Origin of the sequence: Halomonas sp. DP5N14-9, from assembly GCF_019802175.1 — a bacterium.
GTDB classification, from domain to species: Bacteria; Pseudomonadota; Gammaproteobacteria; order Pseudomonadales; family Halomonadaceae; genus Halomonas; species Halomonas litopenaei.
In genome coordinates this window covers 31625-44755 of sequence record NZ_JAHVHR010000030.1, presented here as the reverse complement: position 1 = coordinate 44755, position 13131 = coordinate 31625, and the positions used below count along the sequence as shown (strand labels likewise).

At 64.0% G+C, this 13131-nt stretch carries 13 protein-coding genes and 1 tRNA gene; 10 read left to right on the top strand and 4 right to left on the bottom strand.

Annotated elements, in window-relative coordinates:
* Position 1: 1 nt before the first annotated feature.
* Complete coding sequence (locus KUW00_RS16470; RefSeq protein WP_222569631.1) at positions 2 to 1285, top strand: TRAP transporter large permease; 1284 nt, start codon at positions 2 to 4, stop codon at positions 1283 to 1285.
* 77 nt (positions 1286 to 1362) lie between these two features.
* Here the strand turns inward: KUW00_RS16470 and KUW00_RS16465 are convergent, their stop codons facing one another.
* Positions 1363 to 1989, bottom strand: a complete 627-nt coding sequence (locus tag KUW00_RS16465; RefSeq protein WP_213230446.1) for a hypothetical protein — start codon at positions 1987 to 1989, stop codon at positions 1363 to 1365.
* 553 nt (positions 1990 to 2542) lie between these two features.
* Between KUW00_RS16465 and KUW00_RS16460 the strand changes: the two genes are divergently transcribed.
* Both KUW00_RS16460 and KUW00_RS16455 read left to right on the top strand, forming a co-directional pair.
* On the top strand, positions 2543 to 2995 hold the full coding sequence (locus KUW00_RS16460; RefSeq protein WP_045993606.1) for a helix-turn-helix domain-containing protein: 453 nt from the start codon (positions 2543 to 2545) through the stop codon (positions 2993 to 2995).
* Positions 2995 to 3558, top strand: a complete 564-nt coding sequence (locus tag KUW00_RS16455) for a PIN domain-containing protein (protein ID WP_222569630.1) — start codon at positions 2995 to 2997, stop codon at positions 3556 to 3558. Before KUW00_RS16460 ends, KUW00_RS16455 begins: the two co-directional genes overlap by 1 nt.
* Positions 3559 to 3575: 17 nt before the next feature.
* Here the strand turns inward: KUW00_RS16455 and KUW00_RS16450 are convergent, their stop codons facing one another.
* The 3 genes from KUW00_RS16450 to ispB form a co-directional block, all read right to left on the bottom strand.
* Positions 3576 to 4754 (bottom strand): hypothetical protein, encoded by a 1179-nt coding sequence (locus tag KUW00_RS16450; protein ID WP_222569629.1) that lies wholly within the window; start codon positions 4752 to 4754, stop codon positions 3576 to 3578.
* 186 nt (positions 4755 to 4940) lie between these two features.
* Positions 4941 to 5017: transfer RNA gene (locus KUW00_RS16445), tRNA-Pro, on the bottom strand.
* A gap of 129 nt (positions 5018 to 5146) precedes the next feature.
* Positions 5147 to 6145 carry an octaprenyl diphosphate synthase gene (ispB, locus tag KUW00_RS16440; RefSeq protein ID WP_045994438.1) on the bottom strand — a complete coding sequence of 333 codons (999 nt, stop codon included), beginning with the start codon at positions 6143 to 6145 and terminating at the stop codon, positions 5147 to 5149.
* Between the two features lie 287 nt (positions 6146 to 6432).
* On the opposite strand from ispB, the gene rplU reads away from it, so the two are divergent.
* The 7 genes from rplU to murJ all read left to right on the top strand — a co-directional run bounded on the left by rplU (position 6433) and on the right by murJ (position 13037).
* Positions 6433 to 6744 carry a 50S ribosomal protein L21 gene (gene rplU, locus KUW00_RS16435; RefSeq protein WP_045994439.1) on the top strand — a complete coding sequence of 104 codons (312 nt, stop codon included), beginning with the start codon at positions 6433 to 6435 and terminating at the stop codon, positions 6742 to 6744.
* Between the two features lie 62 nt (positions 6745 to 6806).
* Positions 6807 to 7064, top strand: coding sequence for a 50S ribosomal protein L27 (gene rpmA, locus KUW00_RS16430; protein WP_045994440.1), 258 nt, complete (start codon positions 6807 to 6809; stop codon positions 7062 to 7064).
* Between the two features lie 123 nt (positions 7065 to 7187).
* Positions 7188 to 8375 (top strand): Obg family GTPase CgtA, encoded by a 1188-nt coding sequence (gene cgtA, locus KUW00_RS16425; RefSeq protein WP_108133520.1) that lies wholly within the window; start codon positions 7188 to 7190, stop codon positions 8373 to 8375.
* Between the two features lie 59 nt (positions 8376 to 8434).
* The gene (proB, locus tag KUW00_RS16420) at positions 8435 to 9577 is read left to right on the top strand and encodes a glutamate 5-kinase (protein ID WP_108133521.1); all 1143 of its coding nucleotides are present in this window, start codon (positions 8435 to 8437) and stop codon (positions 9575 to 9577) included.
* A gap of 207 nt (positions 9578 to 9784) precedes the next feature.
* Positions 9785 to 10558 carry an SDR family NAD(P)-dependent oxidoreductase gene (locus KUW00_RS16415; protein WP_045994443.1) on the top strand — a complete coding sequence of 258 codons (774 nt, stop codon included), beginning with the start codon at positions 9785 to 9787 and terminating at the stop codon, positions 10556 to 10558.
* Positions 10559 to 10901: 343 nt separating this feature from the next.
* A complete protein-coding gene (gene rpsT, locus KUW00_RS16410) occupies positions 10902 to 11168 on the top strand; it encodes a 30S ribosomal protein S20 (RefSeq protein WP_045994444.1) in 267 nt (88 codons plus the stop codon).
* 345 nt (positions 11169 to 11513) lie between these two features.
* Positions 11514 to 13037, top strand: a complete 1524-nt coding sequence (murJ, locus tag KUW00_RS16405; protein ID WP_124805193.1) for a murein biosynthesis integral membrane protein MurJ — start codon at positions 11514 to 11516, stop codon at positions 13035 to 13037.
* The last annotated feature ends 94 nt before the right edge of the window (positions 13038 to 13131 follow it).

Genomic DNA, 13131 nt, shown 5'->3' with positions numbered 1-13131 from the left:
GATGACCGCGACGGTATTGTTCTTGAGCCTGGTGGTATTGTTGATCCTGAACGTCCCTGTGGGCATCGCCATCGGTCTGTCCTGTGTGGTGACCATCCTGTCCTTCGGCACCCTGTCCGAGCTCTATGTGGCCCAGACCCTGGTATCGGCCACCGATAGCTTTCCGATCATGGCCATACCGCTATTTATTCTGGCCGGCGACCTGATGGGGGCCGGCGGCGTGTCGCGGCGGATTCTCGGGGTGGCCTCGGCCTTCTTTGGTCGCTTCACCGGGGGGCTTGCCATCGTCACCGTGGTGGTGTGCATGTTCTTTGCCGCGGTATCGGGCTCGGGCCCGGCCACGGTTGCAGCGGTGGGGTCCATGGTGGTGCCGACCATGCTCGAGGCCGGCTATTCGAAGTCCTTCGTGCTGGCGCTGGTGGCGGCGGCCGGCAGTATCGGCGTGATCATTCCGCCTTCGATCCCGATGGTGCTCTACGGGGTCTCCACCGGCACCTCGATCTCCAACATGTTCCTTGGCGGTGTCCTGCCGGGGCTGTTGATTGGTCTGGTGCTGATCACCTACGCCTACTTCTATTCCCGCAAGATGGGCTGGAAGGGCGATGATACCCCCTTCGATGGGCGCAAGACGCTGTGCCTGGTGTGGGAGGCCAAGTGGGCGCTGCTCAATCCGGTGATTATCCTGGGGGGCATCTACGCGGGCATCTTCACTCCCACCGAGGCGGCGGCGGTGGCGGCGGTGTACGCCTTTGTCTGTGGGGTGTTCATCCATCGCGAGCTGTCGCCCCGGGATATCTTCAAGACCATCGCTGGGTCCTGCGCCACCACCGGCACGGTGATGGTGATCCTGGGCTGCGCCTCGACCTTCGCCCGCATCCTGACCATCGAGCAGATCCCGGTGGCGATCGCCGACTTCATGCTGCAGTTCTCGTCGAGTCCTGCGGTGTTGCTGCTGGTCATCCTGGTAATGCTGCTGCTGGTGGGCTGCGTCATGGATACCACCCCGGCGATTCTGGTGCTGTCACCGATTCTCTATCCGGTGGCGACCTCCATGGGCATCGATCCAGTGCACTTCGGCATCGTCATGGTGGTCAGCCTGGCCATCGGCTTCATCACGCCGCCGCTGGAAATCAATCTGTTCGTGGCCTCGCGCATCGGCAATGCCTCGCTTGGCACCGTGATCAAGGGCATCGTGCCCTTCGTGATCGTGATGATCCTGACCTTGCTGGTGATCGCCTACGTACCGCAGCTGTCGCTGGTATTGCTGTCGGTGTTCAACGGCTAGTCGCCGCTGGCGGGAGATGAAGGAGCAGCCTTGCCCTGGGGCATCTTCAGGCCCAGGGCAAGGTGCTGTCTGGAGCCTCAGCGGTCCAGATAGTTGCGATAGATACGCGCCATGCGCTTGCGGTCGCGGTAGCCCCTGAGTTGTTGCGTTTCCAGGTGGTGGGGACGCGCCTGTCCGTTGTCGTCGAACACAAAGGAGCGGCTGGCCCCCATGATGCCGGGGGCGGAGCTGTAGATGTACAGCACCAGCAACTCGAGCACGTAGTCGCTGTCTTCACCCTCACACAGGGTGTTGTCTTCGTCCTCGATGTCGGCGGCGCGTGCCCGGCGCACCAGACTATCGATTTCGCCGGCATCCAGGTGGGCGTTGGATGGCAGCGGACCCTGCAGCGTCCCCCTGGAGATGGAGGTGGGGGTGTCGCCGTTTTCGTCGGTATCCACCTCCGATACGGTGCAGCGGCGTATTCCGCACTTCTCGTGCAGCCACACCTGGACGGTCTCGATATGGATGCCCTCGGCGCTCATGTTGCTGATCAGGCAGCGGCCCTGGGTGGACAAGCCCATCACCTGATTGATGACCACCTTGGGGCGCCGCTGGCGACGGAAGCCGGCGTAGAGCAACTGAGCGTAGAAGATCCAGACCGCCAAAGTGCCGAGGCTGGTCATGAATTGCAGAAAGGTACCGTGGCTGGAGATCCATTCCATGGGAGAGGTCCTTGTCGGTTAGGGGAGGGCGAGATCGAATCCGCTAACTCTGCATTGTGTGGCGTGGGCTCGATTGTGCAATAACGAGTGTTAAGTAGGAGTGTATCAGTGACGGCTGAGTTTTACGGCGGGGCGGGTGCCGAGACTCAGGTTTCGATGCCGGTGGTGAACAGCACCAGGCCTGGGTTCGCGTGATCCCCGGCCGGTGTTCCAACCCTCAAGCCCCGCGGCGGACAGCCCATTCAGCAGCAGTCAGATGGAGAGCTTGTTGGCCTTCAGCACCTTGCTTGCCGGTAGCCGGAACATCCCGCGAGCCGGACAGGTACTTCCGGCCCTGGCCCACCAGTTGGTCGATGAAAGGCTTCTGTACGTCCATGTGTTCGGGCCCTGCCATGGTGTTCACTCTTGCTAATTTCCTGGCTGGCACACAGTGCCGCATAGGCAGTCACGTTGTTTCGAATATTGCGAGTTTTGTTTATTTCGAATAACCTGGCAAGCAACGATAGAACACAAGGCGGCAGCCAGCGCTAGCGGGCTGCGTGGAGGCCCAGTCATGAACAGCGCCAGCCAAGATAGCGTGCCCGGCAACTTCGAGCTCACCCGCCTGGCCAGGGCCAGCGCCACCGAGCTCAGTCAGCTGCTTCGCGAGCGGCCCAAGAACGACCGGGCGCATATCAAGCTGGATGGGGCCGACCTGGTGCTCCCCCGCCAAGCGCTGGTGCTGCTGCGTGACCTGCTGACCGAGATGGCCCAGGGCAATGCCGTGACCATCCTTCCCACCCATGCCGAGGTGACGACCCAGGAAGCCGCCAACATGCTCAATGTCTCGCGGCCCCACCTGGTCAAGCTGGTGGAAGAGGGCGCGATTCCCTTTACCCGGGTGGGCACCCATCGCCGAATTCGCCTGCAGGACCTGTTGGCTTACAAGCGCCAGCAGGAGGAGACCTCCGAGGCCGCTCTGCAGGAGTTGGCCGACCAGGCTCAGGAGCTGGACATGGGCTACTGATGCGTTTCGTAGTCGTCTACGACGCCTGCGTGCTCTATCCCGCGCCTCTGCGGGACCTATTGATGCGCTTGGCCTCTTCGGGGCTGTTCGCCGCACGCTGGACAGAACAGATCCATGACGAGTGGACGCGCAACCTGCTCAAGAAGCGTCCCGAACTGGCGGAGGCGTTGCCGCGAACCGTCGCACTCATGAATCAAGCGGTGCCGGATTCCCTGGTCACCGGGCATGAGCCGTTGATCCCGGCACTTGAGCTCCCCGACCCTGACGACCGTCACGTGCTGGCTGCGGCCATTTGCGCTGGAGCCCAGTTCATCGTCACCTTCAATCTGAGGGATTTTTCCGCCGATACCCTGGCCGGTTTCGGGATCGAGGCCGTCCATCCCGACACCTTTCTGGAGCAGCAGTTCGAGTCGAATGAGGGGCTAATGGTCAGGACCGCGCGCCGTCACCGCGCCAGCCTGCGCAAGCCGCCGAAAAGTGCCGAGGAGTACCTCGGCACCTTGGCAGCCTGTGGCCTGATCGTGACAGCGGAGCGTCTGCGAGAATTTATCGACGTCCTTTAACGGCTTGTACAACGACCTCAGTTGGCTATCGCCTTCAGCCGCGGGCGAAGGGCGTTGACGAAGTGGTTGAGCTGTTGCTCCAGCCAGGCACGGCATTCGTCGTCGTTGGTGAAATCGCCAAGTTGTGCGTAGCAGGCGAAGCCGGGCCGCTCAGGGTCACCCTGAAGGCGTTCCTGGGTGCCGCCTGGCAGTTCGGAGAGGATCTGCTCGCGCTCTTCGTTCAGCGAATCGAGTATTCCCGGAAGCTCTGACTTCTTTCCGGCGAGGAACACGCCGCAGATGCCTTCTCCCATGGAGCGATAGGCGGTGAGCCAGAGGCTCGTGTGGGGTAGTGGAACTCGGACGTGATTGCGTGGGCGATAGACCGGAGGCGCCTGCTCGGGATCATCAAAGCTGATGCGGGTGAGAGGCTCCCACCAGATGCGCTCGTCGGTCACCGCAATGGACTCGCCGCTCTCCGCTCCACTTTCGTCGGTAATGTCGCGCAGCGAGTCACTATCACTTGACCGAACATGGATGAAGGTGCGCTCGATGGTCTCCGTCTTGGCGACGACACGAGGCTGTATCGCCAAGCCCTGGTCGCCGAACTCGTAAAGCGCAACCTCGACGAGCCCGAAGCTGAAGCCCAGAGCAGCGTTGCGGGTGATCAGCTCGGCCATGCCGGTGATACCTTCGCGGATGCCGTCACCGGCGATCAGTAGCAGGAAGCGTCCCTCGCGCAGGGCGCGGGCGGTGGCGTCGATGAAGGCGGCTTCGTCCAGGTCAGGCTTGAGCTTTCGGGCGGCCTCGAAGGGTGCATTGCCCTTGAGGCCGGTCGCCGCCGCGACCCGGCGTTGCAGGTCGGCGTAGCTCCACTGGGACACGGCCCGGGCATAGTCGAGGATCTGGGCGATCACCTTGCGCCGCGCCTCCGGGTTGCGCCATAGCTTGCACTCCACCAGCGTCAGTCGCCCGGAAGGGCTGATAAAGACGGCGTCCACCGGGCCTGCCTCGGTCGACAGCTCGGTACACAGCGGCACCAGCGGGGCGAAGGAGGGGTCCACCTCCTCGATCGGCAACAGGTCGGGGTGGCCAGCGAGAAGGTCACGCAGCCAGGCCTCGTTGCGACCATCGGTGAAGCCCAATGCTGCCCGCCGAGCCGTGGTGAAGGTGCCGTTCTCGCCCTGTGTGAAGAGGATGTTTCCGTAAGTCGGCATAGACCGGTCCGTTGTCGTTATCTGCTGGTCATCGCTTCGGCCCTGGTCTCAAGCAGAGTGTCCAGAGGGGGTTCGACTCATGGGATGAATCGGTTGGAAGGTATTACTTTATTTGCTATCAAAAATCTCGACAACGAAAAACGGCCACCGCTCTGATGAGCTAAGTGGCCGTCTTTACTAAATTCTTGGTCGGAGTAGCAGGATTCGAACCTACGACCTCTGCCTCCCGAAGGCAGCGCTCTACCAAGCTGAGCTATACTCCGATGTTTGAGGTGTGTCCCTCAACGGATGCGTAGTATACGGATCCGTGTGGATGATGCAACCCTCGCGAGCCCGAGTCAGCCACTTTTTTCCAGCTTCCCCGTCACTTGAGGGCACTTGCCCGGTGATTTTCAGGTCTTGCGTTCCACCGCCAGGCGGGCCAGTTCGGCCATGCTGTCGCGGTAGGGCGAGGGCGGCAGATGGTCGAGTTCGGCCAGGGCCTTGGCGGCCATCTCTTCGGCCTTCTGGCGGGTGTAGTCCAGTGCGCCGGTGGACTTGACGATGGCCAGCACCTCGTCGAGGTGGTCGAGTCCGCCCTTGCGGATGGCGCGACGCACCAGGCGGGTCTGGTCGGGGGTGCCGGCGGCCATGGCCTGGATCAGCGGCAGGGTGGGCTTGCCTTCGGCCAGGTCGTCGCCGACGTTCTTGCCCATGGCCTTGGCGTCGCCCTCGTAGTCGAGCAGGTCGTCGACCAGCTGGAACGCCAGACCCAGGTAGCGTCCGTACAGCGCCAGCGCCTGTTCCTGGCGTTCGTCGGCGCCGGCCAGGATGGCGCCGCTGTGGGAGGCGGCCTCGAACAGCATCGCGGTCTTGCCGAGGATGGTGTCGAAGTAGGCGGCCTCGTCGGTGTCGGGATTGCCCACATTGGTCAGCTGCTGAACCTCGCCCTCGGCGATGGTGCAGGTGGCGGCGGACAGCACCTCCATGATGCGCATGGAGCCGACCTCGACCATCATCTGAAACGAGCGCGAATACAGAAAGTCGCCGACCAGCACCGAGGGCGCGTTGCCCCAGGCGTCATTGGCGGTGGCCTTGCCGCGACGCATGTGCGACTCGTCGACCACGTCGTCATGCAACAGCGTCGAGGTGTGCATGAACTCGATCAGCGTCGCCAGGGTGATATGACGATCGCCCTGATACTCCAGCGCGCGTGCCGCCAGCAGCACCAGCAGAGGGCGCAGACGCTTGCCGCCGCTTTCGATGATGTACTGGCCGATGGTCTCCACCAGCGGGATGCGCGAGGCGAGCTGGTCGAGGATGGTCTGGTTGACGGCGGCGAAGTCGTCGGCGACCACCGCGTGAATCGGCGAAGGAGCTGCTGATGGTGACGGGGTGGCGTTGACTGACATGAAGGCGGCTTCGACTGGAGGTGAGGGAGGCCGTGGGCCTTGGGTTGCCGGTCATGCTATGGGCCGCCCATGGGGGCGTCAAGACGATTAGCGCCCGGCGGCGGCCTCACGCGGGGTTTTTTCCGGTCTCGCCACTTGACGCTGGTTGTCGGGTTGTGCCCACGCGAGGGTGTCGCTATAATACGCGGCCCACTCATCCATGCTCCCTGTCAGATGGCTGCCAAAAGGGGCGCCACTCGAAGCAGGTCGATCAAGAGCCAACCCCGATGAGTTTCTGGAGAAACAGCATGTACGCAGTGATCAAGAGCGGTGGCAAGCAGTACCGCGTTCAGGAAGGCCAGACTCTCAAGCTCGAGAAACTGGAAATCCCCACCGGCGATACCGTCGAGTTCGACGAGGTTCTGCTGGTCGGCAACGATGACGACGTCACCGTTGGTGCCCCGCTGGTCGAGGGTGCCAAGGTCAGCGCCGAAATCGTCGCCCACGGCCGTGGCGAGAAGGTGACTATCATCAAGTTCCGTCGCCGCAAGCACAGCATGAAGCGTCAGGGCCACCGTCAGTGGTTCACCGAAGTTAAAATCACCGGAATTTCTGCCTAAATACGCCTCGCCCTCGGGCGAATGCGTAGCGGACTATTCCCTCAACGAGCGAGGACTTTGCAATGGCTCATAAGAAGGCAGCCGGCTCCACACGTAACGGTCGCGACAGTGAAAGCAAACGCCTTGGCGTCAAGCTGTTCGGCGGCCAGGCCGTGACCCCGGGTAACATCATCGTGCGTCAGCGTGGCACCCGTTTCCACGCCGGCACCGGTGTTGGCATCGGCAAGGACCACACCCTGTTCGCTCTGGACGAAGGCGTGGTCAAGTTCGAGACCAAGGGTCCGAAGAACCGTAAGTTCGTCAGCGTCGTCTCTGCCTGAGACCGCCCGAACGCCATGGGCCGCCGGCGAGCGTGACTCGCTTGCCGACAGGTCCCGGAAGGCCCCGCCAAGCGCGGGGCCTTCTTGTATCATGGTGGAAAGCATCCGCCAGGAGAGTGATAGATGCAGTTCGTCGACGAAGCCTCGATCATCGTGGAGGCAGGCAACGGAGGTAACGGTTGCCTGAGCTTCCGGCGCGAGAAGTACGTGCCCAAGGGCGGCCCGGATGGCGGCGATGGCGGCCATGGTGGCAGCGTCTACCTGATCGGTGACGATGCCCTCAATACGCTGATCGATTTCAAGTATCAGCGCTTCTACAAGGCGCAGAACGGCCAGCCCGGCCAGGGTCGCCAGATGAGCGGCCGCGCCGGCGAGGATCTCCACGTCAAGGTGCCCGTGGGTACCACGGTGATCGACGAGGATACCCTCGAGGTGATCGCCGACGTGACCGAGATCGGCCAGGTGGTGCAGGTGGCCCAGGGCGGTCGCCGTGGGCTCGGCAACATTCACTTCAAGTCCTCCACCAATCGGGCACCACGGCGTACCACGCCGGGCACCGAAGGTGAGCGGCGCAACCTGCGCCTGGAGATGAAGGTGATGGCCGATGTCGGTCTGCTGGGGCTGCCCAACGCCGGCAAGTCGACGCTGATCCGCTCGGTGTCGGCGGCCAAGCCCAAGGTGGCCAACTACCCCTTCACCACCCTGGTGCCGAACCTGGGGGTGGTGAAGCTCGGCATGCACGAGCATTTCGTCATGGCCGACGTGCCGGGGTTGATCGAGGGTGCCTCCGACGGTGCCGGCCTGGGGCTGCGCTTTCTCAAGCACCTGACGCGCACCCGCCTGCTGTTCCACGTAGTGGATGTGGCACCGTTCGATGAGTCCGATCCGGTGGAAGCCGCCGAGGCGATCATCCATGAGCTGGGCGAGTTCTCGCCGACCCTGGCCGAGCGCCCGCGCTGGCTGGTGCTCAACAAGCTCGACCTGCTGCCCGAGGACGAGCGCGAGGCTGCCGCCGACGAGATCGTGCGTCGACTCGGCTGGGAAGGCCCGGTCTTTCGTATCTCGGCGATCTCCAACGTCGGCACCGAGGCACTGGTGCAGGCGGCCCATCGCTGGCTGACCGAGCAGCGCACCCTCGAGAACGAGGATGAAGAGGCCATGGAGCGCGAGCAGGAGATGCGCCGGCGCATGGAAGATGAGGCGGTGGCCAGGACAGAGGCGCGCCTGGGTCGTCGTCGCAAGCGTGACGAAGACGACGATGACGATCTCGATGACGACGACTACGACGTCGAGGTCGAATACGTTCAATAGCGGTCGTCAGGGGAGTCGACAGCCTCCCCGTTCGGCCAGAGCAGCGGGGCGAGAAAAGGATGCACAGCGGAGAGCGGGTCCCGGGGCGTGACGCCCTGTCCAGCGCGCGGCGGGTGGTGGTGAAGATTGGCAGCGCCCTGTTGACCAACGACGGGCGTGGCCTCGATGACCCCGCCATCGGTGGCTGGGTGGATCAGATCGCCGCCCTGGCGAGTCGCGGCATCGAGGTGGTGCTGGTGTCTTCCGGGGCCGTGGCGGCAGGCATGGTGCGTCTCGGCTGGCGGGCTCGCCCGTCATCGGTGCGAGAGCTCCAGGCCGCTGCGGCGGTGGGGCAGAACGTGCTGACCGAAACCTACGAGAATCACTTCGGTCGTCACGGCCTTGTGACCGCGCAGATTTTGCTGACCCACGACGATCTATCCAATCGCAAGCGTTACCTCAACGCGCGCTCGGCGCTGAGCACGCTGGTGGACCTCAAGGTGGTGCCGGTGATCAACGAAAACGACACCGTGGTCACCGACGAGATCCGCTTTGGCGACAACGATACCCTTGGCGCCCTGGTGGCCAACCTGCTCGAGGCCGATGCGCTGGTCATCCTGACCGATCAGGAGGGCTTGTTCGACGCCGACCCGCGCCACGACCCCAGCGCCCGGCTGATCGAGGAGGGGCGCGCCGACGATGCTCGTCTGGCGGCGGTGGCCGGCGGCGGCGGCGCCCTGGGGCGCGGTGGCATGACCACCAAGGTGCGCGCGGCGCGCCTGGCCGCGCGCAGCGGGGCGGTCACGGTGATCGCCAGCGGTCGCCAGCCCCGGGTACTGGAGCGGCTGGCCGACGGCGAGCGGCTGGGCACCCTGTTGACGCCGGACCGGGCCCCCATCGCTGCGCGCAAGCGCTGGCTGGCCGGCCAGCTGCAGGTGCGCGGCACCCTGACCCTGGACGCCGGCGCGGTACGGGTGCTGCGCGGCAGTGGCTCGTCGCTGTTGCCGGTGGGAGTCAAGGCCTCCTCGGGTGACTTCGCGCGCGGCGATATGGTGCTGTGCGTCGACGAGCAGGGTGAGCGGATCGCCAAGGGGCTGGTCAATTACAACGCCGAGGACGCGCGCAAGATTCTCGGCCAGCCCAGCGGGCGCATCTGTGAGTTACTCGGCTATATGGAAGCGCCGGAGCTGATTCACCGCGACAATCTTGTGGTGCTGGCTTGACCCAGGGCGGTAGCGCGCCTCTTGTTGCTGCTGGCGCCTCTCTTTAGGGATATGGTTCCCGTCTTTTCTCCGTGCTCTTATGCGCCGCCGACAGCAGCCGCTGTCGGCGGCGCATGCGCGACATCTGTCCTGTTGCGTGAGCCTTGAAGCTGAAGCGTGCCCTGGTGCGTGGTCTCAGCGGTCTTTGGAGAAGAGGGAGCGTTGTCGATGAAGTCTATTCTGGTAACGGGTGCTGGTTCCGGCGTCGGCTTTGAGGTCGTCAAGCTGTTTTTGGAGAAGGGCTTCAAGGTCGGTGGCCTGGATATCAACGTCAAGGCGCTGAACGAGCTGCAGGCGCAAGGGCAGGCGAACCTGTTTGCCTACAAGTGCGATGTCTCCTGTCGTGCTGGTGTGCATGACGCCATCGAGCAGTTCGCCACCGTCTGCGGTGGAGTGATCGATGTCGTCCACTCCAATGCCGGGATTCAGGCGAGTGGCCTGTTCAAGGACGTCGAGCTCGAAAAGTACGAGATGATGAACCTGATCAATGCCATGGGCACGATCTACATCATCAAGGAGGCGCTGCCCTACGTGATGGCGTCCGAGGCAGGCGCCATCCTGCTGACGTCGTCGGCGTCGGCGATCACCGGGCTGCCGATGTTCAGCGTGTACGGTGCGACCAAGTCGTTCGTGACGTCGCTGGGCGAGTCGCTGAGTATCGAGCTGGAGTCCGATGGCATCTATGTAGGGATCATCGAACCCGGCCTGATCAATACACCGATGAACTCGAACAATCCTGACTCCATGGTGTGCACGGAGCAGCAGATCACGCTGGGCCCGAAGGAAGTGGCGGAGGCCGCCTACCAGGCGATCAGCACTCGCCGTCAGCTCTACTGGCACGTGGGCGAAGAGGCTCATGATCTGGCGGAGGCGATCCAGGGGCTGCGGCTGCAGGAGCGTCAGCGCTTCGTCAAGCAGATGATCCAGTCGAAGCTGAAGTGATTGAGCGGTGATGGCGGCGGCGACGTCTGCGGTGACCTGAGGCGCCCGTGGCGTCGTGACAAGTGGCGCGATGGCCGGTGCGGTGGCCGCCGCTGGCCGGGCACAGGGTCGGTGGAGTGAGCCAGGCGCGCCAGGCCGTAAAAGGCTGGCGCGCAGTACCTTGACATGATAGGATGCGCCATCCTCTCAGACACGGCCCGTAACGATTGCCTCGCGACAGTGCTTGCGATGGCGGTCGGCCAGATGGCCAGGCCGACGGGGATTTTTTTATTTCCCTGTTGGATCAATACGTTATCAAGTCATCGTGCGACGGTGACGACAACTTTCTCCAAGGAGACAGTCAGTGGCTAACAGCAAGCAAGCCCGTAAGCGCGCCCGTCAGGCAGAATCTCGTCGTGTCCTGAAGGCAGGCCAGCGCAGCATGGTCCGCACTTACGTCAAGCGCGTGATCAAGGCGATCAACAGCGGTGACCACGCTCAGGCAATGGACGCCTTCAAGGCGGCGCAGCCGGTCATCGACCGCATCGCCGACAAGGACACCCTGTCCAAGAAGAAGGCCGCTCGCATCAAGAGCCGTCTGAACAAGCGCATCAAGGCGCTGGCTGCGTAAGCCGGTCCCGCGCTTTCGGCGTGACGCGGATGCGTCCGTGTCGCGCACGCGAAAAACCGGCTACGGCCGGTTTTTTTGTGCCTGCCAATTGATGACCCGCGGCGCCCCGGTGCCCCTTCGTCGCCCTTCTCCGGGCGATGGCGAGCCACAGGGCGGGGACTGTCAGCGTGGCAAGAAGGCCGGACAAACGAGCCGGGAATTGAGCAGGGAACCCGCAAGCAAGGAATCAGTGACGTGACCGACGAGCGTCGACAGCAGGCCTCGGATGAGGACATTGATCAGGCCCTGGAGCAGGGAGCAGGCACCTCGGTGGGGGGCGCCAAGGCGCCCGTGCGTCGGGGCCTGATGCGCTCGGGGCTGGTGGTCAGCAGCATGACCATGCTGTCCCGGGTGCTGGGGCTGGTGCGCGACGTGGTGATCGCCACCCTGCTGGGTGCAGGACAGGGCGCTGACGCCTTCTTCGTGGCCTTCAAGATCCCCAACTTCATGCGTCGGCTGTTCGCCGAGGGCGCCTTCAATCAGGCCTTCGTGCCGGTGCTGTCGGAGTACTCGACCACCCGCACCCGCGAAGAGATACGCGAACTGCTCAATGCGGTGTGCGGTAGCCTGGCGGCGGTGCTGGCGCTGATCACCGCCCTGGCTATCGTCGCCGCGCCCTGGTTGACCTGGGTGTTTGCTCCGGGCTTTGCGCGGGATCCCGACAAGCTCGCGCTGACCACCGACATGCTTCGGCTGACGTTCCCGTATCTGCTGTTGATCTCGCTGACCGCCTTCGCCGGCAGCGTGCTCAATACCTGGAATCGCTTCGCGGTACCGGCCTTCACCCCGGTGCTGCTGAACCTGTCGCTGATCGGTGCGGCGCTGGTGCTGACGCCGATGATGAGCGAGCCGGCCATGGCGCTGGCCTGGGGCGTGCTGATCGCCGGTGCCGCGCAGCTGCTGTTTCAGGTGCCCTTTCTGGTACGACTCGGGCTGATGCCGCGGCCCTGGCCCAACTTCGCCCACGAGGGTGTGCGGCGCATCCTTCGACTGATGGCGCCGGCGTTGTTCGGGGTCTCGGTGTCGCAGATCAATCTGCTGCTGGACACCATCCTGGCCTCGCTGCTGGCGGCGGGCAGCGTGTCCTGGCTCTACTATTCCGACCGCCTGGTGGAGCTGCCGCTGGGGGTGTTCGGCGTGGCCATCGGCACGGTGATCCTGCCGGCGCTGTCGCGGCGCCACGCCGAGGCCTCCACTGAGCACTTCAGCCAGATGCTGGACTGGGCGCTGCGAGCGGTGCTGCTGCTGGGGCTGCCAGCGGCGCTGGCGCTGGCGCTGCTGGCCGAGCCGCTGTTGATCACGCTGTTCCACTACGGCGCCATGACCGACAACGATATCGTGATGGCGGCGATGAGCCTGCGTGCCTATGCCCTCGGCCTGGTCGCCTTCATGCTGATCAAGGTGCTGGCGCCGGGTTTCTTTGCCCGCCAGGACACCAAGACGCCGGTCAAGGTCGGTATCATCGCGATGGTCGCCAATATGGTGTTCAACCTGATCCTGATCTGGCCACTGGCCCACGCCGGGCTGGCGCTGGCCACCGCGCTGTCGGCCTTCCTCAATGCCGGGATGCTGGCCTGGCTGCTGCGCCGGCAGGGCGTGCTGCGCTTCCAGCCTGGCTGGGGGCGCTTTGCCGTGCAGCTCGGAGGCGGCTGTGTGGCCATGGGCCTGGTGCTTGTGTTGCTGGCGCCGGAGTGGCACCAGTGGCTCGGCTGGGGGCTCATGCCTCGTGTGCTGTGGATGGCGGCGCTGGTGGCGGCCGGTGGGCTTGCGTACTTCGCCTGGCTGGGGCTGACAGGAGTCAGAGTCCGCCAGTTCCGGCTCAAGGGTTAGGGCTGGGGTTTGTCAGAAAGCTGTCTGCCCACCCAGACGCCTTCAGACGGTGGGAAGACGCGGCGCCCCGCACTTCGCTATAATTGACTCCCTT

Bases quoted from the DNA above. Each gene is read 5' to 3' on its own strand.
- proB (WP_108133521.1), top strand. From the start codon at position 8,435: ATGCACAGCGGAGAGCGGGTCCCGGGGCGTGACGCCCTGTCCAGCGCG.
- KUW00_RS16460 (WP_045993606.1), top strand. From the start codon at position 2,543: ATGAACAGCGCCAGCCAAGATAGCGTGCCCGGCAACTTCGAGCTCACC.
- rplU (WP_045994439.1), top strand. From the start codon at position 6,433: ATGTACGCAGTGATCAAGAGCGGTGGCAAGCAGTACCGCGTTCAGGAA.
- cgtA (WP_108133520.1), top strand. From the start codon at position 7,188: ATGCAGTTCGTCGACGAAGCCTCGATCATCGTGGAGGCAGGCAACGGA.
- KUW00_RS16415 (WP_045994443.1), top strand. From the start codon at position 9,785: ATGAAGTCTATTCTGGTAACGGGTGCTGGTTCCGGCGTCGGCTTTGAG.
- KUW00_RS16450 (WP_222569629.1), bottom strand. From the start codon at position 4,754: ATGCCGACTTACGGAAACATCCTCTTCACACAGGGCGAGAACGGCACC.
- KUW00_RS16470 (WP_222569631.1), top strand. From the start codon at position 2: ATGACCGCGACGGTATTGTTCTTGAGCCTGGTGGTATTGTTGATCCTG.
- rpmA (WP_045994440.1), top strand. From the start codon at position 6,807: ATGGCTCATAAGAAGGCAGCCGGCTCCACACGTAACGGTCGCGACAGT.
- murJ (WP_124805193.1), top strand. From the start codon at position 11,514: ATGCGCTCGGGGCTGGTGGTCAGCAGCATGACCATGCTGTCCCGGGTG.
- ispB (WP_045994438.1), bottom strand. From the start codon at position 6,145: ATGTCAGTCAACGCCACCCCGTCACCATCAGCAGCTCCTTCGCCGATT.
- KUW00_RS16455 (WP_222569630.1), top strand. From the start codon at position 2,995: ATGCGTTTCGTAGTCGTCTACGACGCCTGCGTGCTCTATCCCGCGCCT.
- KUW00_RS16465 (WP_213230446.1), bottom strand. From the start codon at position 1,989: ATGGAATGGATCTCCAGCCACGGTACCTTTCTGCAATTCATGACCAGC.